Genomic DNA, 24,018 nt, shown 5'->3' on the forward strand with positions numbered 1-24,018 from the left:
TTTTCGCTCACAGCGATGCGTTTACCGCGTTATCCCAAAGGATTCTCGCTCTGGTCGCCATCGTTGCCACCGCCGCTGCCGCCCGGATTGCCACCCGAACCGGGATTGTCGCTGCCGCCGCCGGTGATGCCTTTCGCCCGCTTATAGTCCGAAAGCGAGGCATAGCTGACACCATCTTCGAGCACACCGCCGTTCTGGAACTGAAGGTTCTGAACGACCGATTCGCGAAGCTCCTTCGAGGGAGTGAAGATGATGCGAGGTTCGCGTATCATCTGTCCGGCATTGAACGTTGTGATGTCGTCCACGCCTGCGCTCTTGAAGGTAATGCGCAAGGTGCCCAGGTTGCCCACACGCACGGTGTGGCCCTGAAGCAACTGCTGCTTGGCATACTCGCCCAGCAGTTCCAGCGAACCTTCCAGTTCGATGGGGGCTGTGGTGGTGTTTTCCGTGGCGGCACGGGTCATTACCTTCACGCTCTGTGCCTCGTAGGACACGGGGATGGCGTACCATTTCTTCGGAGCATCCGGTTTGGAGGGATTGCCGCGTTTCACAAGTTTATATTTCTGCATAATGTTGAAGTGTTTTAAGTTTTGCTTCTTTTGCATGATTTGTCAACGTATTCAGTGCCGAGTGGCCCGGATGCAGGCATCAGGCAAGGGGGCATTGCCCATAAGAGTACGCACCAAGGCGTGAGGACACCGGGACGGGCCCGGGAGACAGACCGAGGTCTGACGTCAAATGAGACTACTGGTCTCGGGTGTGGTGAGACTAAGGGTCTCTCCTATAGTGAGACTACTGGTCTCAGGTAGGGNAAGACAGACCGAGGTCTGACGTCAAGTGAGACTACTGGTCTCGGGTGTGGTGAGACTAAGGGTCTCTCCTGTAGTGAGACTACTGGTCTCAGGTAGGGTGAGACTACTACTCTCACATAAGGGGAGACTACTGGTCTCACCATAGCCTCCTCCGAGGGGTAACCGTTCGTGTGGGTTAAGGGTCGGAGAAGGATGGGGTAAGACATTATAAATCAATGGTGTTCTTCGCACGGCACTGGTTCATAGGTTGCATTGCTGCCTATCCATTGGTCCGGAGTGCCGGTGTTGGTGCAGCAGTCATAGACTGTTATGGTAGATGTAAATGCAGAACCATAATGCCCTATCAGACCACCTGTATAAATATAATGTTCACTGCTCCCCGCTGTCACAGTACCGCTATTGTGGCAAAGATGGAAAGAGCTTCCAGAGCCTACGTACCCAACAATACCGCCGGTACTGCTTCTTAATTTATCCGCTCCTCCTATCACTTCACCATGATTAGTACAACGTATGAAGGTGATAGAACCATTAGTATACCCAAGAATACCACCGGTTAATCCCAAAGTACTATCTACCTTTCCAATATTGGTGCAACCTTCCATCTTAAAAGTGGAGCCTGCACTCTCTCCGGCAATGCCGCCTATCTTGCCACTACCTTGACCAGTTACTTCACCACTATTGTAACAATCGCTACAATCTTTCGCAATATCACCCACAATACCACCAATACTCATATTGTTATTACTTCCACCATCAATCTTCCCGGTATTGATGCAACCGGAAATGAAATCAGTCGCCCCGACAATGCCACCTATTTTACCCGTACAACTGTTTCCTATTATATTTCCACTGTTGCTACATCCTGTAATCTTATAAGCCCATCCTGCTATACTGCCGATATATGAGCCTCCCGATGATGAGGTACTTGTCACCGTTGCCGCCATGTGCAGATTAGTGATTTCGCTGTTTTCATTACACATGCCGAAGAAACCGAAATACCCGGCATCCCCTTGCAGTGTACCACTAATAACATGACCGTCTCCATCAAAAAAACCATCGAACAGCTTATTAGTACTACCTTCTCCTATCGGCACCCACTTATCCGCAGTCACCTCAACATCCGTCGTCAGACGGTAATACTTCCCGGTAGTGGGATTGCTATCTGTGGCATCCGCCAACTGCTTCACTAACCACCGCAAGTTAGCGGGAGAAGCTATCAGATACGGATTATCTTTGGTATTTCCCCCCGTAGTAAGCAACGCAGGTGCTTCGCCCTCTCCCGATGCCGCAGCATCATCGAACGTTGCAGACTGCTGCATGGCTACCTCAGCTGTGTACATAGTACCTACGCCTACGGTACCGGACAAAGTGCCGGTATAGGTCTTTCCCTCTTTGATTGCTATGACCTGAGCCTCGGCCAGCGTTCCCGGAAGCAGGTGCAGATAGACCGTGGCAGCATTATCCTCCGCCGTGAAGCTGCCGCTCAGTTGCAGTACTCCGATGGGAGCAAGGTCGGTATAGACCGGAGACGGCTGCACGCCGCTACCCGTGCCTGTAATATCCACCTGTGCCGAAGCATAGACACCCTTGCCACGAAGTTGAACACCCGTCACCGTGCCGGTTGCTCCCGCGCCGCGGGTAAGTGCCTCTATCTTCATATCGGGCGTGGAAGCACCCGCTACGTCGGGGAATTTCAGTTTTAGTTTCAAGATAGAGGTGAGGTGGACAAAGCTGAATGCCAGTCCGTCGTTGTAGGTGGCTTGGGCGCACATGTACAGTTTGCTTTCGTCCGGTGCGTCGCCTGTCTGTCCGCTCATGTCGAGGGTGATGTCAGTGGGGGTTGCTGCTTTGTCTTCGGGCAGTGCGGGATAGAGGGCGTAGAAATTGCTGCTCCGGTCCTTGATAGTACCTTCGAAGGTGGCGTTGTGGGCATTCCCTGCGTCTACCTCTGCCTGTGCGAAGGTGGAAGGGAGAACAGCGGCTGTACCTTCGAGCACGGAGAAGGTTTCAGGGTGGCTCAGGTCGCTTCGCCAGGTTATTTCGAGCGTGCTTATTCCACTGTTCTCGTTGAATGCTACTCTTGTAGTGGCTCCTCCACGGGGGATTCCTGCCGTGGCGGTCACTGCTATCCGTCCGTCTTCCGGTGCGGGCGGGGCAGATTGTGGCAACTCGTTACTACATCCTATGGCCGCACCTGCAAGCATGCTTGCCAAGAGGCCGGGTAAAAGTGTCTGTTTCTTCATATTGCTTGGTTATTTAGTACTTATAATCATAATAATCTCAGCAGCTACTGCTCCACGGTCAGAATATCGTTTATCAAATCTTCCAATTCGCTGGTAGAGGCGGCACCGTAGCTTCGCCCTCTGCGGGCGGTGTTCAATGGCTGTATCGGCATGTCGGATGTTCCTCCGCCACCCGGGCTGCCTGCAATCACACTTTCGCTTTCCAAGGGGATCACCTCTATAGTAGGAGGCATGTACTGCTGTCTTGTTTTCTGTTCCATAACTGCTGATAATTAGATAATTAATGGATAAATAGCGGGGCGTTCATTAAACGTTCGTTTAATGGACACCTTTTCCCTCCTTTTCTATATCTTGATAGAAGGAGATAGCTTATGCTTTGAGCAGCAACGAGATATTACCACAGAAAAAAGGCAGGGATTGTAACAGTAAGAAGAAGAAAAACCCTATATTTGCAGCGTCCAATAAACGAACGTTTAATGAACGCCCCGCCCGCCCTAATCATCTTATTTCCTGACAGTTGTCATATCTTCCGCGGTCGAAGCCATTTTTGGCACATACACAGCAACGATAATTGTATGAACCTTTTCCCTAACTCAAACGTTATATATTCAAACTATTACACAAGTCAGGAGGTAAAGCATTAACTCCTGATTCACATTAACTACAAAAAAAGGAAAGTATTATGGAGAAATTTGAAGAACTGATACAATCAGAGAAACCCGTTTTAGTTGACTTCTTTGCTACCTGGTGTGGCCCTTGTAAAGCCATGCACCCAGTATTGGAAGAGCTCAAAGGCGAAATAGGTGACACTGCCCGTATTGCCAAGATAGATGTAGACCAGCACGAAGAATTGGCTGCCCGCTATCGCATACAAGCAGTACCTACGTTCATCGTATTCAAAAAAGGTGAAGCCGTATGGCGTCATTCAGGCGTTATCGGCGGTAAGGAATTGAAAGCCGTTATAGAACAAAACTCTTAACCGAAGGAAATGAAAAAAGTATTAGCCATAGCTGCTCTGTTCTGCGCAAGCGCACTGACCTACGCTTGCACCGACGGAGCCAAACAGCCGAAATCTGCCGAGGTAAAAGAAGCCCGGGCCGGCGCAGGAGATGTAATCGCAATGAACAAGAATATGTTCATCAACGACGTATTCGATTACGAGAAATCCCAGGAATGGAAGTATAAAGGAAGCAAACCTGCCATCATCGACTTATACGCCGACTGGTGTGGTCCCTGCCGCATGACGGGCCCCATCATGAAGGATCTGGCCAAGGAATATTCCGACCAAATCGTTGTCTACAAGGTCAATGTAGATAAGGAAAAAGAGCTGGCAGCCTTATTCAATGCCTCAAGCATTCCTCTCTTCGTGTTTATCCCGATGGAGGGAGAGCCACAACTGTTTCGCGGTGCTGCCGACAAGGCAACTTACAAGAAAGTAATAGATGATTTCCTGTTGAAAGGAAAATGATAAGTTTATAAATTTAAAAGAGAAAAACTCCTGATTGCCTGTCTATGCCGGGCAGTCAGGAGTTTTTTTAGGTTTATGCAGCTTCCGGGCCAGCGGCATTTAAACGATCGGCATTTCTTTCCACTCGCCGCCATGCAGCTCCATCACCGTTTCGTAGCCCGCCAACTTCAGGGCTTTCAGTGCCTCGGCCCTGCCGTTGCTTATCTTTTCCGGATAGTGGGAGTCGCTATTCACTTGTACGCGGATGCCCAAATCGTGCAGCAGGGAGAAGTATCGTTCATTGGGATAGAAAGTACCCAAATCAAGATAAGCCTTCGTATTGATTTCAACCTGATATCCGCGACGGGCAATTTCTGCGAAGTAATCGCGGACCAGTCTGTCGTACCAAGGTTCATCGAGCAATCCCGGGCGGTAGCATGATGCATTGTAATGCATTTTATCGGCATGGCCCACGATGTCAAAGCCTCCCAACTCCACCATCCGCAACAACCGTTCATAATAGAGGTGCACCACCCGGTCCAGGTCCCCATTGAAATGTTCGTCTACAATCTTCCTGAAAGTACCGGCAGGAACATCGGCATCTACAATCTCGCCTTTGTCATCATACAGCAGATGCACGGAACCGATGCGATAGTCCAGCGGCAGCTCCCTGAAGCGCGCGACGGACGGATTGCTTTCATCATTCAGATAATCTATTTCCAAGCCGATGTACAATTCAATGCGTCCGGCATATTTCTCCTTCAACCGGCGGAACTCGGACAGATAATCGTCCATACGGTCCCACTCCATGGTCCACGCGGTGGAAAATGGCAAAGGGGCATGAGAGGAAAAGCCATAAGAAGTAAACCCCTCGCTCAATGCAAAGCGCACAAAGTCTTCCATCCCGGCACGCCCGTCACAGTACAGACTATGGCTATGATAATTCGTTAAATTTCCAGTCTTCATTCTCTCCATCTCTTTATCACCTTATCACTTCATCACTTTATCACTTTATCACCTCATCCCCCCTCTTCTATCTCGCTCAACTCCAGCCAGCGCAGAGTCTTCTCGTCTATTAAGTCAGTCAGTTCGGGCAGCCGCTTCGACTTCTCCGTCAGTTCGTCCACGGAGAGGGTGCCGCTACACAAGGCATCTTCAATGGCTTTCTTCTCTGCTTCGAGTCCGGCAATCTCTTGTTCCAACTGTTCAAACTCGCGTTTCTCCTTGAAAGACATCCGGCGCTTCTCGTTCAGGCGCACTTTCGACGTCTTGTCTTCCTGAGACTTGGCAGCTTCTTTCTCTTTTTCCTGATGCGCTTTCTGGTCTTTCCAATCGCGATATTGCGTATAGTTGCCGGGGAAATCGCGGATATCGGCCTGTCCGTTGAATACCAGCAGGTGGTCTACCACCTTATCCATGAAGTAGCGGTCGTGGCTCACGACGATTACGCAACCCTTGAAATTCTGCAAATACTCTTCCAGCACGTTCAGTGTCACGATGTCGAGGTCGTTGGTGGGCTCGTCCAGAACAAGGAAGTTGGGATTGCGCATCAGTACCGTACACAGATAGAGACGGCGGCGCTCGCCACCACTCAGTTTATAGACGTAACTGTGTTGCGACTCGGGGGTAAAAAGGAAGTGTTGGAGGAATTGCGAGGCTGTCAGCTTCTTCCCGTTGCCCAACTCTATGACTTCGGCAATGTCTTGCACCACATCTATCACCTTCATCTGCTCGTCAAACTGCAAGCCATCCTGAGAGTAATAGCCAAAACGAACCGTCTCACCAATATCCACCGTACCGCTATCGGCCTGCACCTGCCCCATCAGTATCTTGATGAAAGTGGATTTTCCGGTGCCGTTATTTCCCACGATTCCCATCTTCTCATAACGGGAGAAGATGTAAGAGAAGTCCTCCAATATTTTCAGATCACCGAAGGATTTGTATAAATGGTCTGCCTCGAATATCTTACTGCCGATATAGGATGCCTTGACGTCGAGCTTCACATTGTCGTTGTTGAAGCGCTGCTTTGCAACCTTTTCCAGTTCATAGAAGGCATCCTCTCGATATCGTGCCTTATGCCCGCGGGCTTGCGGCATGCGGCGCATCCACTCCAACTCGGTGCGGTAGAGATTATTGGCGCGTTCCACTTCTACGGTTTTGGCTTCAATACGCTCTTCGCGCTTCTCCAGATAATAACTGTAATTACCCTTATACTGGTATATCTGGCGGTTGTCTATCTCTATAATTTCAGAGCAAACGCGGTCGAGAAAGTAACGGTCGTGCGTCACCATCAAAAGGCTGAGATTGTTGCGACGCAGATATTCTTCCAGCCATTCCGTCATATCAAGGTCGAGGTGGTTGGTAGGCTCGTCCAGTATCAGCAAATCGGGTTCAGTGATAAGGGTATTGGCAAGTGCCACACGCTTCAGCTGGCCGCCGGACAGGTGTTTCACCTGCTGGTCGAAGTCACGGATCTTGAGTTGCGAAAGGATTTGTTTGGCTTTCTGTTCATACTCCCAAGCTTTCTCATGGTCCATACGCACCAGTATTTCGTCCAGTCCGGGATGGCCTTCCGTCTCCATGCAACGCTCATATTCCTTAATCAGCTCAACAGTGCTGTTGCCATGATGGAAACAGGCTTCGAGCACGGTCAGTTCTTCGGGATATTGCGGATCTTGCTCCAGATAGCCAACACGCAAATCACGCCGGAAGGATATAGTGCCGGCATCGTACCCTTCCTTACCGGAAAGGATATTAAGCAATGTAGTCTTACCCGTACCGTTCTTGGCTATCAAGCCGACGCGCTGCCCTTCGGCCAAACCGAAGGATATATTCTCGAATAATACCAGGTCACCGAATGACTTGGTCAGGTTCTCTATCTGAAGAATTGAATTTACTGCTGCCAAAATCCTCGTTATTTTAATGATTAATTTTCAAACATCGTTTGATAACTCTCTACCAGATTGCAAGGTTCGCCTGCTTTCACCTTGCTCCATACCAGCTTCATCGGATCAATCCAGGTTCCGGTAGTGGTATTCAGCAATACCGGTGCTTCCCGGTTGCCGTCTATCAACGTACGCCACTCCATGCCATCCACTTCATTGGCAAAGATTACGCAAAGGGCAATGCCGAATGCCAGCCATGCGTCTTTCTTCTTCGGGCCGATGTCGCCCTTATCTATAATCTGCTGCATCTTAAGGAGATCTTCTTCGGCTCCCTGGAAGTCTTTCTTCAGCAGTTCTTTTACAGTGGCATCTACCCACTCGTATGCTTCATTAATCTGATAAATTTCTGAAAGACGTACCGGGATGATTTCCGCCGGATACTTTACTCCCTCCTTACGCACCTCCAGGGAAGCCAGCACTTTCTCTGCCTCCGCTACCGTTCCTCCTTTTTTCACGGTGAACGAGCATTCAAAGGCGACTTCACCAATGCCTGTAATCCAAAGATGGGAAGTGTAGTACTCCCCTTCTTCTTCGAACATCTCTTTACTATAGGCGCATTGCAACTGTCCTACCTTGATCAAGGTAGCAGAAGAATTTTCTTTCAGCTCCTGCTGTATAGAGTCTTTGCCATACGTAGCATTTCCTTTGTAAGCTGAAATACGAAAATTACCGGTCCACTCATTGGGGTTATAGAAGAGGAAAGAACCTTCCCCGTCTTCAAATTCGTTCCAGTCTGCCGGATAAGTCATGGAGAACCATGCTCCCGGAGAGATAAATTTCTTGCCTTGTTCCATACTAAATAAACTATTCCTCGCAAAGATAGTGTGAACTGTCTTCGCTATTCCTGGCAAAAGTAACATTACCGCCGTTGATATGCAAACAAACGAAACAAAAACAGCCGATTCTCACGAACCGGCTGTCCCAATCATCATCTATGAATGAAGACCATTAGAGCCTTCAATATCTTATTCAATCTAATGAAAGTCAAAATAAAAATCTATTAAATCTTTAATTTTAGTCGCAAAGATAATCAATGAAATAAATACAAACCTAAGATTTTAGGATTATTAAATCAAGATTCTACAAACTAAGGGATTTTATAGACGAACAAACCGCAAAAACAGCCGATTCTCACGAACCGGCTGTTTCAATCATCATTTATGAATGAAGACTGTTAGAGTCTCCGAATCTGAATATTTTTATTTATCCTCTGCCATTCAAAAACGAATAAGATCTTAATAGCAATAGGAAAGCATTCTGCAAAAGCCCTAACAGGTACATTTTATTATTTAATATAACTGTAATATTCTTCGTCTGAAGCACAATCCCACCAAACCGGACAAGAATTTATGGTCAATTCCAATGCCTCTTTATTTGATTCTTTTAGATTATTTATATTATAATCAGACTCAAGACTGGGCTGCTGGAAACGACGGAACCAATAACGACTATCCGAGGGATTATCCGAAGTATATCGTCTACCACTTTCTGCATCAAATTCATTAGGGCGATCAAAGCCTACATATACTACACCAAAATCTTTGATATTCCCTGCTCCATAGTTAAAGCGGCGCATATCATTCCAATTTTGGATAGAATATGAACAGGCAATAAACTTTTGCTGCATAATCTTTGCCATAGTCAGTTCTGCCTCAGTCTGTGCAACGGCTTCACTTGACAAAAAAGCATCCATTTTTTCTGTCGGAATCATCTGTTTTCCATAAACAGATTGATCATAGTCAGCTAACTTTATATTCATCAACTCCATATGCGCACGAATACCTTTCTTGTACTCTTGCAAAGCTTGTCCTTTTTGTCCTAAACGAAAATAACATTCAGCTTTCATAAAACAAACCTCCGGATAGCAGAGCAAATGTCCCGGAGCATCGGCACGGGTATAGAAAGTTCCTGTAGAAATTATGCGTTCCGTTTTGCCATTATAGCGGTTTGCAATATAACGGTCATCATTAGGGTCACCTGGTGAAGAGGTAATCCAACTCAGATGTTCCGAGTAAATTGGAACATAAATAGAATCTCCTTTTCGTGCTTCATCTGTAGTACCGGAAGCCCATATATCTTTCACCGGATCTAATTTAACACCACCCAGAAATTTGATAGCAGTCTGGGTATCTGAAGAAAATACATCAAAAGTAACAGGACCTCCTGCATTACGGATATTACTATACAAATCAATGCCTGCAGTACGACGATATTCCAATTGACCGTTTTTGTTCATAAATTGACCACTTGGAACAAGCAAGTCTGTACGTGGATCTTCAACGCCACTGCCATCCGCAAATGTATTCGTCAATAAATCTAAGTACCATTTTGTTATACGTGAAGTGGTATTTGTCAGATTCCCAAATTGCAATGCTTTGATTCCACTTTCTTGATCCAAATTAGAATTTCTATAATGCATCACTGTGCCATCATCATTGGAATCTGCCGCTTTAGCCAAAACCTCCAATACAGCTTGAGGATCAAAATCAGCCTTTTTAGATGTATTCAGCATCCAACGGGCTTTCAGTCCATATGCTAATTTCAACCATTTCTTTGCATCTCCCCCATTCCAGGTATCACCATCAGCAAATGCTTCCGCTGTTGTAGGCTGCTCTTTCTGAAAGTTCTCAATAGCCTTGTCAAGCATAGCCATACATCCTTCATAGATAGTTTTCCCATCATCATATTTAGGAGTAATATTGGAGGTTAAAGCTTCTGTATAAGGCATTTCTCCATATACATCCAGCATAGTCATAAATCCCCATGCATGAATTAGTTGTGCTGCTCCTACATAATGCCACGCCTCTTCAGATTCAGCTTTATCAAGCAAATCCGGTATATTTGAAGCCGTATAAATAAACCATGACTGATAAGGCCATGTACAGGAGTTTACTGCCGGACGCCATTTTATAATCATATCATTATATGCAGTACCACTGGTTTTCGCTATATTACCGGTAATCCAGCAACCACGTGTACCAGAAGACTCATAAGCATCTACAAAGTTTGCCTGAATAGCCCGCAAACGCAAAGAAGCCGAAGGGACTGTATTGTTCGGATTATCCGGATTATTGTTTATATCCAAATAATCAGAACAAGAACTAACACCGAGGGCAAATAATGCACCTAAGCAAATATATTTGAATTTTTTCATAACTTACTCTTTTTAATATATTGTTCTATAATTCAGATTTAGAATGTAACATTCAGGCCGAAAGACATGCCCGCTGTAGCAGGTACACCACAATATTCAATGCCGACAGAACTTGAACCTATTGCACCGGAACCGGCAGCACTTGTCTCAGGATCCATACCTTTATAATTAGTAAAAAGTAGCAGATTTGTTCCTGTCACCGTAGCAGAAAGCCCTTTGATAAATTTGGTTTTCTGAAGCAGATTCTTCGGGAATGTATAAGTCAAAGAAATGGAACGGAGACGCAACCAACTGGTATCCGTCATATAGTTAGTAGATTCCAAAGTATAACTACTCGTCCAATAATTGCGAATAATCGACTTTCCACAAAGAGCATTATCGGAACCTGCAGGAACTTCTTGTGAATAATCATTTCTATTATAAAATTTATCAGCACTGAAAGTATATGTAGCAGGTGTATATGTCTCTTTACCCTCAGCGTCTTTTCCATTAGTAACCACACCTTTGATTGTCAGATTTTCACGGTTTGCACTTCTCACGCTCATACCGCGTGCTGTCATGAAGTAATCTGTACCATTATAGATGTCGCCGCCGATACGGAAATCCCACAACATAGAAAGAGACCAGTTCTTATAAGTAAAAGTATTATTGAAGCCTCCCAGAAGCTTAGGTTCACGGTTACCTAACTCATAAGTTGTTTCATTATCGGAAGTCGGCATTCCGGTCTTTTTATCCAGAATAACATTTCCTTGGTCATCCCTCGACCATTTAGAACCGGAAATTGCCATAAAGTTACCACCATTAAAGGAAGCAGCTTTTGCATTTCCAACTTGAACATCCGTTACATAGAGGATATCAAGCCCTTGAAGTAAATTGTTTACCTTACCCCGATTTCCTGACAGATTTAAAGCTGTCTCCCATGTAAAATTCCTATTCTGGATAGGTGTACCAGAAATAGCCAACTCCATACCCTTATTTTCAATATCTCCGGCATTTGTCGTCATAAAGATATAACCTGTGGTCTGACTTGTACGTGGGCTAAGTAACTGATTGATACTCTTATTCGTATAATAAGTAAAATCAAATCCAATACGTCCCTTCAAGAATCTCATTTCCAAACCAATTTCCGTAGACTCTGTCTTTTCAGGAATCAAATATGGGTTACCGTGTGTCCAACTATTCTGCAATCCATTGCCTCCGATTGTAACAAAAGGAGGATCAAGATATGTATTCGTTACATAAGGATCGGCATCTTTACCTACGCGTGCCCATGAGGCGCGAACCTTACCATAGGAAACTATATCGTTCTCAGGCAGCAACTCCGAAAAAACGAAAGCACCACCTACTGAAGGATAGAAATAAGAACGGTTATCTATCGGCAAAGTGGAAGTCCAGTCATTACGTCCAGTAACAGTGACATACGCTATACTCTTATAACCAACTCTGAATTCACCATATACACCAATCAGACGTTTACGGCTATTTGCTTGGGTCATACTACGATCAGTTTCGGCTGTATTGTTGATTGAGTAGAAATTGTCAACTACAAAGTTCCAACCCATTCTGCGGTTGGTAGTTGTTTTTGTATCTTCTACTGATTGTCCGACCAATAAATTAAAGTCAAAATCTGCAATCTTTTTATTGAAGTTCATCATAAAATTTGATGTCAAATACTCATAAACTCGATCACTTTCAGACAACATACCTTTTTGCCATAAAAGCTTCACGCCAGATTCCGGTTCTATCAAGCGGCGAGTATTTGTAGTATAGCGGTCTGTTCCGGCTGTATAAGAAATTTTCCACCAGTCAAACAAATCAAGTTTCAGGTTAAGATTACCAGTGAAACGGGTCGTTTTATCAGTAACTCTGTTTTTATTGACAATCCAATAAGGATTATCAATATCATCGGCCAACAACTGATCTGGGAATAAACGGTATTTACTTCCATCTTCATTCTGCCAAACAGACATGTTTTCGCTTCTCGGCCAACGGAAAACTGAATTCATGGCTCCCGTGCCACCTGACGAATAGAGCCCACCGCTAGTTAACGATTTGTCTGAATTAGCAATGGAGTAAGCCATATTCGCCCCTACAGTCAATTTACCATATTTTTGTTCGCCATTAAATCGAACTGTATTCTTTGTATAGCCAGTTTCCGGTATTATACCATCTTGGTTGAAACGAGAAATGGAAAGATAAAAATTATTATTTTTTCCTCCTCCTGAAATACTGACATTGTTATCCCAGGTCAAGCCACTTTTGAAGAAATCACTGACATTATCATATATTTTTTCTCCTGGTGCAAACTTTTCTCCCCAAGAGTCCAACACTCCTAAATCAGTAAAGATACCAGTGTCCCCAAATGTACCACGTTTATAAGTACTTTGTTGTTCTGGAAGACGATTAACCCAAGTTGTATTTAATTTAGTTGACAGGTTGACCTCAACACGCCCTTCTTGACCTTTTTTTGTTGTAATGATAATAACACCAGCAGCAGCTCTCGAACCATAAAGTGCAGCGGCAGCAGGCCCCTTCAATACAGACATATTTTCCACATCCTCAGGATTGATATCCATTACACGATTACTATATGTTGAGTTTGTAGATTGTGCGCCATCAAAACCTGAATTACCGCCAATATCCACACCGTTATCATAGACTATACCGTCAACAATAAACAAAGGCTGGTTATCTCTTTCTAATGAAGTACCTCCACGAATGATAATGCTTGCACCAGCACCAGCAGCACCACTTCCTTGAGTTATATTCACACCGGCAATTTTACCATTCAAGGAATTAATAATATTAGCATTCTTATTTTTCAACAGTTCTTTACTGTTGACATCTTGCACTGCATATCCCAATGCCTTTTTCTCTTTCTTAATACCCATTGCCGTGACCACCACTTCGTCCAATGCCTGCGAGTCATCAAGCAGTGTTACGCTATAAGTGGAAGCATTAGTCACTTTCAGAGTAACGGTCTTGTAACCAATAAAGGAAACTTCCAGTGTACTGCCCACAGAAGCATCCACTGAGAACTTTCCGTCAATATCCGTCACAGCACCGGTTCCGGAACCTTTCACTAACACGCTGGCGCCGATGATAGGCTCACCTGTTGTGTCTACAACTTTACCTGTAATTTTCTTGGTTTGCTGAGTACTTTGGGAACTTGGCACACTTTCAACGGCTGCATTAGCAGCAAAAGGTGCAGACATCCCAAACAATGCAAACAACATTAATGATAAGCAATAATTTCTTTTCATAAGCTCTATTATTTGGATTTGTTTGCAAACATATAAATAAATTTAGGAATTTCATCATCGATCTATTTAAAAATTCCTAAATGAATATTAAAATGTTTGGTTTTATGCTTTTATAAAGTTTGAAATAGAGGTTTAATAGTTATCTCATTTTATGTATTTTGTACATAATGACAGTTTAATAAGTATATAGATACCAAAATGAAATTATATATAGTATTATATATATCATTTGAAGTTATAAATTCACATATTTAATCCATGTAGATTTGCTTATTTAGTGCAATAATCCTTTTTTTTATTGAAATAAGAATAATTGCATAAGAACTAAACGTTAACAGAAAGAATTGGTAAAAGCAAATCCGTTAAAATCAATCACGAGTTACTCAAAAAAAAGTATTAGACTGTTAATTACACAAAAGCTTTTACGCAACATATATTAATAGATTCATGCACCTCTTATTTTTATTCATTTACATACCCCCAATTAAATAACCTTATTGGAGTATGACTTCCTAAATGTTGCTACCATAAATAACCTCATTTAGTAAAAACGAATGATTCATTTTTACGGGTAGAACTATTTATTTCATAATAGAAAATAGTTTGCTCCTCGCTTACAAATATTCTATTTTATGCTTTAAACAAACAGTTTTAACATAAAAAGTAGCAGAGTGTATATGGTTGAAACAAATTGTTTTAAACGCGCGAAACAGAGTGCTTACCTAAATAAATTAACTATTTACTCTGATATATCACGAGAAATATTATTGTTCACTCTGTAATCTTCAACCTGATTCTTCATTTCACAACCATTCCTTGTAAACCGGCAACCTGCATTTTTTCTACAAAAGATATCTGCAAGCAAGTAATATATTGTTATGCATACATATATAAGTAGAAATGTGGTAGATAGCAGATACTTTTAAATTTGGAACTTCTGCATAAAGTGCAATCTTCAAGTTTAAGCGCATTGCCAAGTTCCCAAAGTACTCAGCAAGCCAAGAAAATCACAGGTAAAGTTGTAGATGCAGCAGGTGAGCCTATCATCGGCGCCAGCGTATTAGTAAAGGGTTCCGGCACCGGCGCTGTGACGGATATAGATGGAAATTTCTCAGTAGATGCTTCAATGGGTAGCACATTGGTTGTTTCATTCGTAGGATATAAAACTCAGGAACTCGTTGTTAACAACGCCACAAATTACGTTGTAACTCTACAAGATGATGCTCAAGCATTGAGTGAAGTTGTAGTAACAGCTATGGGTATTAAGAAAGAAAAAAAGGCACTAGGATATGCAGTTCAGGATGTCAATAGCAAAGAACTATTGAAAAACAAAAGTGCTAATGTTATCAATTCTTTGAACGGTAAAATAGCCGGCGTAAATATCACCCAATCCGGTGGCGCTGCCGGTGCTGGTTCACAAATCGTCCTCCGTGGAGGTACATCTTTGGAACGCGATAATCAACCTCTATTCGTTGTAGATGGTGTTATTTACGATAACTCTACTGCAATTGGCGGTGATTCCGGTTTTGATGGTATGGTCCGCACAGCCTCTTCATTTGGTAACCGTGTTATGGATATTAACCCGGAAGATGTTGAAAACATGTCAGTACTGAAAGGGCCTGCTGCTGCCGCTCTTTACGGTTCACGCGCTGCGGCCGGTGTTATCGTCATTACGACAAAAAAAGGTAATACCGATGGAACAACAGAAGTAACATTTAACACCCGTTTCACCACAAGTTGGGTAAACCGCTTGCCTGATGTGCAGGAAACTTATAAACGAGGAAAATATAATGATTTAGGAAATCTGGAAACCGACTGGGTAATGTCCTCTTGGGGAGAAAAATTCGGCGGTGGAGATAAAGTCTATGACAACATCAACAATTTCTTTGAAAACGGTGCCAGCTATGATAATACATTAACTGTATCCGGTGGAAATAATGCAGGCAGCTATTTCTTATCCATCTCACGCTTCGACCAAAATGGTATCGTGCCCAATACTGGCTACGATAAAACGACATTCCGTTTCAATGGAGACCGCAAATACGGAAACCTCACTGTTGCTGCGAATGTTGCCTTCTCCGTATCCAACACTGACAAAACACTAACATCCAGTGGACTTTGGGATTCAGACGGTAAGGGAGGAAACGGCGCAATGCAGGCTGTATATACATGGCCTGGTAGCGAGGACATGAAACATTATTTGAACGAAGACGGTAGCAAATACCGTATTTTCCAGAGCTTGGATCCTGACAACCAGAACTTAGTTTCGGATATTGATAACCCATATTGGATTATCAATAAGAATAAGATGTGGGATAAGACTACCCGCTTTACCGGCTCCGTTGCCCCCAACTATAAAGTTGCAGATTGGCTAAACATCAGTTATCGTATTGGCTTAGACCGATACACCACTAACGATTACACTTATATTGCTCCCGGAGCTGCAATGAAAGATATCTATCAGAACGGCCGTTTGTCAACAAACGACTTCACCTATGAATATTTGACTTCCAACTTGATTATTACTGCAAATAAAAAGTTCGGAGATTTCGACTTCAACTTGATGGCAGGACAATCAGCAGAAGACACCAAGGTTCGGCGTGAACGCCGTACGGGTTATGACTTTATCACGCCCGACTTTCCAAGTTTTGAAAATATCGATCAATCTACCAAACAATTCCAGTCTTATCAAAGCCGCAAACGTTTGATGGGTGTTTTTGGAGAATTCCGTGCAGCCTATAAAAATATAGCATATCTGACTGTTACCGGACGTAACGACTGGACTTCTACCCTACCGATAGACAACCGTTCATATTTCTATCCGTCAGTCAGCGGCAGCTTTGTATTTACCGAACTACTACCGGCAAATGACATCCTTTCCTTCGGTAAGATACGCGCATCCTGGGCCCGCGTAGGTAAAGATACCGACGCCTATGCAACAACTACCGCATTGTGGGCGCCCAGAGGTTTTCTGGCAGGGGTAGGAACCGGAAATTCATGGACACGTGGAAATCCCTACTTAAGACCGGAAATCACAGAATCTACAGAGTTGGGGTTGGAAATGAGATTCCTGAACGGTCGGTTAGGTTTTGACTTTACATACTATACCAATAATAGTAAAGACCAGATCGTTTCCCCACGTTTAAGCCAGACTAACGGATACATCATGTACTCTACGAATGTCGGCAATGTTTACAATAAAGGTATGGAGCTCTCCATTACCGCAGTTCCGGTAGAAACCAAAGATTGGAGATGGGAGACTACACTGAACCTGGCAGGTAACCGTGGTACTGTTGAGAACTTGCTGCAAGGAATGGAATTACTATATGTAACAGACGTACAGATTGGTGGTGTAAAAGCTGCATCTGTAAACGGAGGTGACTTTATGGCACTGACCGGAAACAAATGGGAACGCACCAGTGACGGAAAAGTGATTCTGGATGCTGTAACGGGTATGCCTACCTATACGGACAAATCAACAGAATATATCGGTAATCGTGAACCCAAACTAAGCGGCGGATGGAACAACAGCATACAATATAAGAACTGGAACTTATCGATGTTGTGGGATTTCCGTTTTGGTGGCGTAATCTATAATGGAACAGAATACGACTTGACAATCAATGGATTGAGCAAGAGAACTGAAGCTCGCGACAAACTGGTGATCAACGGCGTTGTGCCGGATGGTACAGATGCCCAAGGCAACACCATTTACAAAGATGCGACCTTCACATTCGAGGCTGGTAAGAATTATGATATATTAAATGCAGACGGCAGTGTAAAAACAGCGAGAAACGGCAACCAGATCATTCAGGATTACTATTCTAATATCTACACTAAAGAATCCACCAATTTCACAACTAAGACGAATTGGATGCGTCTACGCTCCATTTCTCTCTCTTATACATTCCCCAAAGCCATGCTGGCAAAGACCAAGGTTATCAAGGGATGCGCTATTAATGTAACAGGAAATAATTTGTTGCTCTTCACAAATTACAAAGGACTTGACCCGGAGAACAGTGTTGCAGGTTCCGGCGTAACCGGCTCCAGTTCAACAGGTATTGATTATTGTGGTGTACCGAGTACAGCCAGTATGTCTTTCGGTATTAACTTGACATTTTAAGAATAGTTGAATCATAAAAAGATAGAATTATGAAGAAGATAAAATATATAGGATTAAGCCTTATTTTAGCATTAGGATTAACATCCTGCGACAGTTGGCTGGATGTTAATGAGAACCCTAATACTCCAACCCAAGATGTAGCATCATTGGCTTCCCGGCTGCCATGGATCGAACATCACTATGGATATGCTGCCGGATCTGCCGGTTTCCGTGCCGGTTTTATCAATGGTACAATAACCTCCCGGAAAGGTGTATCAACATTAGCCACGAACCTACACAATTATATGCCTTATTGGGATGCCAGCAATGGTATTTCCACTACTCCGTATCAGCATTGGTTTGTCGGTGCGGCATGTAACCTTGAAGATTTGATTAAAAAAGCAGAAGAAGAAGGTGCTTACCATTATATTGGCGCCGCATATGTAATCAAAGCCATGGGATTTATGTTAATGACAGACTGGTATGGAGAATGTCCTTACACAGAATCACTAGGTTCATATCTGACCCCCAAGTATGATACCGGACAAACTATTTTCGAAGGATGCTTGGCTGATTTGGACACAGCTTTGCCTTATTTTGACATGACGCAGGAAACCAACGCCACTCCATTAAAAGATGGAGATAGCTGGAATGGTGGTGATATTGCCAAATGGAAGGCTTTGGTATACGGACTAAAAGCACGTTGGCTCAATAATCTGTCAAAGAAAAGCTCACTTTACAAACCGGATGATATTTTGGCTGCTATTGCAAATGGTCCGAGAGACTATGCAACCAGTACAATTGTAAATCACCAGAATGACCCGGGAGATACCGCCAGTGATGCCTTGGCAGGTGACCCTCTGAAAACATCCTATTTATTTGACGGTGCTGCCTGGTCCGATCACATCCGCATGACGAAATATTATACAGACTTGTTTGAATACCCGCAAACAGATGGTACAGTAACGTACGACCCTCGTCGGGAAAAGATGCTTCCTATGAACGAGCATTACGACGAGAACGGCAAATCCTATTTCATGGTGACAGCAGGTGTTGATGTACTTAACAGTGATATTTTGAATAATTCAGGTCCGGCCCAACAAACCTATTCGGCTTCTACCAAAAAGTATACAGTAGCTACTGCCGGGCGTGAAGGTGACACAATCTACGTCACGCTGAAAGGTGTATGTTGCAAGCAGGGTGGAAAAGCTGACGAAAGTTTCTATCAGAATACAGCCGATGGCACCATTCTTTCCACCGGAACGTTCTATACTCTTCCGGAATCTCCGACACACTTGATGACAAGCTACGAAATGGATTTCATCAAGGCAGAAGTATTGTTCCGCAAAGGCGACAAGAGTGGGGCACTGACTGCATACAAGGCGGCTGTCAAAGGACATTTCGATTTCATGAATACCAAACTGAAATCATACGGAACAGAAAATAATCCGGGGAAAATACCGATGGATGAGACAGCTATCAACCAATTCCTGACAAGTGACTGCATCGCACAGACTGCTGACCAATTGACGATGGCGGAAATTATGAAACAAAAATATATTGCAATGTCATTCTCACAACAGAATTGGAATGATATGCGACGTTTCAATTTCTCAGCGGGAAATATCGGAAACTTCGGAGTAGTATATCCGGATATCGATCGTCCAAAGAGCATTCGTGCAGCAGCCTCATCCCAAAAATTCCCGGGCGCTTCAAAAACAAGCGAGAACTATTGGTGGCGCCGTATGGCTCATTGCTCACACGAAGTTAACTACAACGCCAAGAATTTGGAAGCTTCAAATCCTAAAGCAATGGATAATGATATTTGGTCTGTTCCGGTATGGTGGGATATTGAAGAATAAAAATGATAAATGAAACCGAAGACTTTAACGGTCTTCATTCATAGATGATGATCAGAACAGCCGGTTCGGGACGAATCGGCTGTTTGTTTTCCCCTCCTCTTCCTACTTCCCTATCGGCTGTATCCTCCTCCTCACATCCTTAGAAATCTCCAGGAACATATAGTTCAACTTACCGGAATGGATGCCTTCTTCATTTTGCTTATACTTCTTATTAGCATATTCTTTTGATTTATCAAAGGCAATGCGCGACATCTGGTTCTGCGACTTTCCCACCATCGTAGAGTCCAGTTGCTCATCCGGAAAAAAATCATCCAAATCCACATCACCTATCATGGTCGTTTCAAGGAAGTTCATGCCTTTATGGTCAGAATCCGTATAATACCCTACAAACATGTGCCCCGGGGTACGCACCAGTATAGGTTCTATATTTATGGCACGCAGCAAAGAAGCAAACAATACAGTACCATCTACACAATTGATTTGCGAGGACTCCAGCGAATCATCAAATGTACGCACGCGTTGCGAAAAGACCACATTACTGGAAAGACTCGTATTGGACACCGAACTATAACGGAATTTACGCTTCTGAAGCACATTCCACAGTGCATACACCTGTTTGTCCACTACCGCAGCACCGCCTTGATAACCTAAGAAGCGATTGACGATACGGGTATCCAGCGCCTCACGCAGCAACTGGTCAATCATTGGATTCTCCTCATTTACGTATGCAGCAAAGAAAATACCGGTATCATGGAACTTAGTACCATTCGTGACATACCCCAACAAACATTCGTTAATGCTGCGAACCGAGAAAGTACGTACCCTTTGCCCCAGATCTTTACCATTCATCTCCGTAGTAATAGCCACGCTGATAGGTTCTGCCTGGTTATTATTCTTCAAAGCCTCATAGTTCCAGATGATATCGGGATAGATGATATACTCCGTACGCGGCTTTGCCAGCACGAACTCGGAAACAGAGCGGGAAAAAAACGGGGTTTCCGCTACCTCTACCCGTACCCGGCTATACACCTTCCCCGAACGGATACGAATAGCTATGCAGGACTTCGGATTTCCTACATACATCGAATCTACCGGCACTATAACCTGGGCATCGGTAGTAGCCACCGAAAGAATGCTGGAAGGGAAAATATTGCCCCCCAGTTCATCCGTAATTTCAAACCCCGAACGGAAAGGAGCCGTATTCAGCCAGACAGAGCCAATTATCACTAAAATCAAAGTACCCACAATGATACGCAAACGCCATTTGCGGGAATACTTTCCCAGATATATAAGTTCATTCATACAATCAATCCACTTTATGAAGCAAAGATAATATTTATTTGATGAGGATACAAAGGACCGAGGAAGTGTTTAAAAGAAAATATCTCAACATAAAAAACGCCTCCAATTTTTTCACTAAAAATCCCTCCCATTTTTACTAAAATTCCGACTGATTTTTACTAAAATTCCGGGAGATTTTTAGTAAAAATTTCCTGCCCCTTCAGAAAGCATTCTGAAAGGGGTTATGAGCAAACCACCGGAGGATCTCTTTTTCTGACAAACTGCCGGATATAGCAAGATTTGTAACCGAATTGTAACACTTGTTTCATCATTACGTAACAAATTTGCCTCACTTTTGTCGAGGAAAAGAAATAAAGTTTAACTTTGTGACAGGAGATTTGTTTTACCCTTGTCATACATAAACAATAACGCAATGAACGATTACCGGATTTTAGTAGTAGACGACGAAGAAGATTTGTGTGAAATCTTAAAATTCAACCTCGAAAATGAAGGATACGAAGTGGATACGGCAAACTCTGCCGAAGAAGCACTGAAAATGGATATCAGCAGTTACAACCTCTTGTTGCTGGATGTGATGATGGGAGAGATTTCCGGTTTCAAGATGGCAAGCACGTTGAAGAAAGATAAAAAAACAGCCCAAGTGCCCATCATCTTTATAACTGCCAAAGATACGGAGAATGACACTGTTACCGGTTTCAACCTGGGAGCGGACGACTATATTTCCAAACCTTTTTCGCTGCGGGAAGTAGTTGCACGCGTTAAGGCCGTACTGCGACGCACCCAGCAGGGAGAAACAGAGCGCATACCGGAACAGATTGTCTACAAGTCACTGGTGCTGGACATCATCAAAAAGAAAGTCAGCATCGACGGTACAGAAGCTCCCCTCACTAAAAAAGAATTTGAAATATTATTATTGCTTTTGCAAAATAAAGGACGCGTTTTCTCGCGCGAAGATATATTGAGCCGTATCTGGAGTGATGAAGTATACGTACTGGACCGTACCATAGACGTAAACATCACCCGCCTGCGCAAGAAAATCGGAATATATGGCAAATGCATCGTAACTCGTTTAGGATATGGTTATTGTTTCGAAGCCGAATAAAGACAAGCATTTCTTGTCATTCAGCCGGAAGTTATTCCTTTCGGTCATCTCGCTGTTCATAGTGTTTGCAGCTTGCTTCATTGCCTATCAGTATCAGCGGGAAAAAGAATACAAAATAGAGTTGCTGGACGTGCAACTGCAAGGCTATAACGACAGATTGTATCAGGAATTAGGAAAGATTCCGGGCAATCTATGGACCTCCATGTTGGATGACTATGTCTCAAAATCCGTAGACAAAGAATTGCGTGTCACAATAATAGATTTGGAAGGGAATGTATTATTCGACAGTTACCATACTCCAAACCTGCATTTAGACAACCACATCAAACGTCCGGAAGTACAAAGGGCATTGAAAGACGGTAGAGGCTACGACGTACGGCGCACATCAGAGACCACCGGAAAAGCGTATTTCTACTCCGCGACAATCTACAATGACTGTATCATCCGTTCGGCCCTACCCTACGACATTAATCTGATGGAAAATTTGTCGGCCGACTCACATTATATATGGTTCACTCTCATCATATCGCTCTTGCTGATATTTATTTTCTATAAGTTCACTTCCAAGCTGGGCACCGCCATCAATAACCTGCGCGAGTTTGCCAAAAGAGCCGATAAGAACGAACCTATAGAGATGGATATACAGTCAGCTTTCCCACATAACGAACTCGGAGAAATCTCACAACATATCATACAGATATACAAACGTCTGCGTGAAACCAAGGAAGCCCTCTATATCGAACGCGAGAAGTTAATCACCCACTTACAAACCTCCCGCGAAGGCTTGGGCGTATTCACCAAAGATAAAAAAGAGATACTGGTAAATAACCTGTTCACCCAATACGGTAACTTAATCTCGGACTCCAATCTGCAGGCCACCGAGGATATCTTCTCCATCTATGAATTCCAGAAGATAACTGATTTCATCAGCAAAGCCCAGAAGCGTCCTTCCGGCAGAGAAGAAAAAAGAATGTCTATCAATATCAACAAGAACGGACGCATTTTCGTTGTAGAGTGTATCATTTTCCAGGATTTAAGTTTTGAGATTTCCATCAATGACATTACCCAGGAAGAAGAACAAATCCGCTTGAAACGTCAACTGACGCAAAACATTGCCCACGAGCTGAAAACTCCCGTAAGCAGTATACAGGGATATCTGGAAACGATCGTAAACAATGAAAACATGCCACAGGACAAGATGCAGATTTTCCTGGAACGCTGCTACGCCCAGAGCAACCGCTTAAGCCGCTTGTTGCGCGACATCTCCGTACTGACCCGCATGGACGAAGCTGCCAACATGATCGATATGGAGAAAGTAGATATCAGCATCCTGGTAACAAATATTGTAAATGAAGTATCGCTGGAATTGGAAGAAAAGCAGATTACGGTAGTCAACTCCCTGAAACCCAAGATACAGTTGCGGGGAAATTATTCGCTTCTCTACTCCATCTTCCGCAATCTGATGGACAACGCTATCGCATACGCCGGGACGAATATACACATCAACATCAGTTGTTTCCGCGAAGACGAACATTTCTATTACTTCAGTTTTGCAGATACCGGCGTAGGTGTTCCACAAGAGCATCTGAACCGTTTGTTCGAACGCTTCTACCGCGTAGACAAAGGCCGTTCAAGAAAGCTGGGCGGAACCGGCTTAGGACTTGCCATCGTAAAAAATGCAGTCATCATTCACGGAGGAACCATCTCAGCCAAGAACAATCAAGGCGGAGGACTGGAATTTGTATTCACACTGGCCAAAGAAAAAGCATAGAAGAGTTATGAGTTA

15 protein-coding genes are annotated in these 24,018 nt (G+C 43.8%); 6 read left to right on the plus strand and 9 right to left on the minus strand.

The window, feature by feature from the left end:
• Positions 1-29: 29 nt before the first annotated feature.
• The 3 genes from AAE250_RS05950 to AAE250_RS05960 all read right to left on the minus strand — a co-directional run bounded on the left by AAE250_RS05950 (position 30) and on the right by AAE250_RS05960 (position 3,315).
• Positions 30-569: an HU family DNA-binding protein gene (locus tag AAE250_RS05950; RefSeq protein WP_342288782.1), complete on the minus strand. Its 540-nt coding sequence runs from the start codon at positions 567-569 to the stop codon at positions 30-32.
• Positions 570-1,024: 455 nt separating this feature from the next.
• Positions 1,025-3,055, minus strand: coding sequence for a fimbrillin family protein (locus AAE250_RS05955; RefSeq protein ID WP_342288783.1), 2,031 nt, complete (start codon positions 3,053-3,055; stop codon positions 1,025-1,027).
• 44 nt (positions 3,056-3,099) lie between these two features.
• Positions 3,100-3,315, minus strand: a complete 216-nt coding sequence (locus AAE250_RS05960) for a hypothetical protein (protein ID WP_342288784.1) — start codon at positions 3,313-3,315, stop codon at positions 3,100-3,102.
• 422 nt (positions 3,316-3,737) lie between these two features.
• Between AAE250_RS05960 and trxA the strand changes: the two genes are divergently transcribed.
• Positions 3,738-4,034, plus strand: a complete 297-nt coding sequence (trxA, locus tag AAE250_RS05965) for a thioredoxin (protein ID WP_294600673.1) — start codon at positions 3,738-3,740, stop codon at positions 4,032-4,034.
• 9 nt (positions 4,035-4,043) lie between these two features.
• Positions 4,044-4,523, plus strand: coding sequence for a thioredoxin family protein (locus AAE250_RS05970; protein ID WP_294600671.1), 480 nt, complete (start codon positions 4,044-4,046; stop codon positions 4,521-4,523).
• A gap of 99 nt (positions 4,524-4,622) precedes the next feature.
• Here AAE250_RS05970 and AAE250_RS05975 read toward each other — a convergent pair whose 3' ends face one another.
• From AAE250_RS05975 to AAE250_RS05995, 5 genes are all read right to left on the minus strand, one after another.
• The gene (locus AAE250_RS05975; protein WP_446715729.1) at positions 4,623-5,477 is read right to left on the minus strand and encodes a histidinol-phosphatase; all 855 of its coding nucleotides are present in this window, start codon (positions 5,475-5,477) and stop codon (positions 4,623-4,625) included.
• Positions 5,478-5,521: 44 nt separating this feature from the next.
• The gene (locus AAE250_RS05980) at positions 5,522-7,408 is read right to left on the minus strand and encodes an ABC-F family ATP-binding cassette domain-containing protein (RefSeq protein WP_294600667.1); all 1,887 of its coding nucleotides are present in this window, start codon (positions 7,406-7,408) and stop codon (positions 5,522-5,524) included.
• A gap of 20 nt (positions 7,409-7,428) precedes the next feature.
• On the minus strand, positions 7,429-8,241 hold the full coding sequence (locus AAE250_RS05985) for a DUF3805 domain-containing protein (protein WP_294600665.1): 813 nt from the start codon (positions 8,239-8,241) through the stop codon (positions 7,429-7,431).
• Positions 8,242-8,732: 491 nt separating this feature from the next.
• A complete protein-coding gene (locus AAE250_RS05990) occupies positions 8,733-10,601 on the minus strand; it encodes a SusD/RagB family nutrient-binding outer membrane lipoprotein (protein ID WP_294600663.1) in 1,869 nt (622 codons plus the stop codon).
• A gap of 38 nt (positions 10,602-10,639) precedes the next feature.
• On the minus strand, positions 10,640-13,864 hold the full coding sequence (locus AAE250_RS05995; RefSeq protein ID WP_342288785.1) for a SusC/RagA family TonB-linked outer membrane protein: 3,225 nt from the start codon (positions 13,862-13,864) through the stop codon (positions 10,640-10,642).
• A gap of 970 nt (positions 13,865-14,834) precedes the next feature.
• Between AAE250_RS05995 and AAE250_RS06000 the strand changes: the two genes are divergently transcribed.
• Together AAE250_RS06000 and AAE250_RS06005 are read left to right on the plus strand one after the other, a co-directional pair.
• Positions 14,835-17,987 carry a SusC/RagA family TonB-linked outer membrane protein gene (locus AAE250_RS06000; protein WP_342288786.1) on the plus strand — a complete coding sequence of 1,051 codons (3,153 nt, stop codon included), beginning with the start codon at positions 14,835-14,837 and terminating at the stop codon, positions 17,985-17,987.
• Positions 17,988-18,016: 29 nt separating this feature from the next.
• The gene (locus tag AAE250_RS06005) at positions 18,017-19,828 is read left to right on the plus strand and encodes a SusD/RagB family nutrient-binding outer membrane lipoprotein (protein ID WP_294600656.1); all 1,812 of its coding nucleotides are present in this window, start codon (positions 18,017-18,019) and stop codon (positions 19,826-19,828) included.
• Between the two features lie 102 nt (positions 19,829-19,930).
• On the opposite strand, the gene AAE250_RS06010 is transcribed toward AAE250_RS06005, so the two are convergent.
• The gene (locus AAE250_RS06010) at positions 19,931-21,130 is read right to left on the minus strand and encodes a hypothetical protein (RefSeq protein WP_294600654.1); all 1,200 of its coding nucleotides are present in this window, start codon (positions 21,128-21,130) and stop codon (positions 19,931-19,933) included.
• A gap of 412 nt (positions 21,131-21,542) precedes the next feature.
• On the opposite strand from AAE250_RS06010, the gene AAE250_RS06015 reads away from it, so the two are divergent.
• Positions 21,543-22,232: a response regulator transcription factor gene (locus tag AAE250_RS06015; RefSeq protein WP_294600652.1), complete on the plus strand. Its 690-nt coding sequence runs from the start codon at positions 21,543-21,545 to the stop codon at positions 22,230-22,232.
• On the plus strand, positions 22,207-24,003 hold the full coding sequence (locus AAE250_RS06020; protein ID WP_294600651.1) for a sensor histidine kinase: 1,797 nt from the start codon (positions 22,207-22,209) through the stop codon (positions 24,001-24,003). Before AAE250_RS06015 ends, AAE250_RS06020 begins: the two co-directional genes overlap by 26 nt.
• The last annotated feature ends 15 nt before the right edge of the window (positions 24,004-24,018 follow it).

Origin of the sequence: Bacteroides sp. GD17 (assembly GCF_038448625.1) — a bacterium.
Classification (GTDB): domain Bacteria; phylum Bacteroidota; class Bacteroidia; order Bacteroidales; family Bacteroidaceae; genus Bacteroides.

What these genes read in the sequence shown, in the direction of transcription:
- AAE250_RS05950 (WP_342288782.1), bottom strand. Translation starts at nt 569, where the DNA reads ATGCAGAAATATAAACTTGTGAAACGCGGCAATCCCTCCAAACCGGAT.
- AAE250_RS05955 (WP_342288783.1), bottom strand. Translation starts at nt 3,055, where the DNA reads ATGAAGAAACAGACACTTTTACCCGGCCTCTTGGCAAGCATGCTTGCA.
- AAE250_RS05960 (WP_342288784.1), bottom strand. Translation starts at nt 3,315, where the DNA reads ATGGAACAGAAAACAAGACAGCAGTACATGCCTCCTACTATAGAGGTG.
- trxA (WP_294600673.1), top strand. Translation starts at nt 3,738, where the DNA reads ATGGAGAAATTTGAAGAACTGATACAATCAGAGAAACCCGTTTTAGTT.
- AAE250_RS05970 (WP_294600671.1), top strand. Translation starts at nt 4,044, where the DNA reads ATGAAAAAAGTATTAGCCATAGCTGCTCTGTTCTGCGCAAGCGCACTG.
- AAE250_RS05975 (WP_446715729.1), bottom strand. Translation starts at nt 5,477, where the DNA reads ATGGAGAGAATGAAGACTGGAAATTTAACGAATTATCATAGCCATAGT.
- AAE250_RS05985 (WP_294600665.1), bottom strand. Translation starts at nt 8,241, where the DNA reads ATGGAACAAGGCAAGAAATTTATCTCTCCGGGAGCATGGTTCTCCATG.
- AAE250_RS05990 (WP_294600663.1), bottom strand. Translation starts at nt 10,601, where the DNA reads ATGAAAAAATTCAAATATATTTGCTTAGGTGCATTATTTGCCCTCGGT.
- AAE250_RS05995 (WP_342288785.1), bottom strand. Translation starts at nt 13,864, where the DNA reads ATGAAAAGAAATTATTGCTTATCATTAATGTTGTTTGCATTGTTTGGG.
- AAE250_RS06005 (WP_294600656.1), top strand. Translation starts at nt 18,017, where the DNA reads ATGAAGAAGATAAAATATATAGGATTAAGCCTTATTTTAGCATTAGGA.
- AAE250_RS06010 (WP_294600654.1), bottom strand. Translation starts at nt 21,130, where the DNA reads ATGAATGAACTTATATATCTGGGAAAGTATTCCCGCAAATGGCGTTTG.
- AAE250_RS06015 (WP_294600652.1), top strand. Translation starts at nt 21,543, where the DNA reads ATGAACGATTACCGGATTTTAGTAGTAGACGACGAAGAAGATTTGTGT.
- AAE250_RS06020 (WP_294600651.1), top strand. Translation starts at nt 22,207, where the DNA reads ATGGTTATTGTTTCGAAGCCGAATAAAGACAAGCATTTCTTGTCATTC.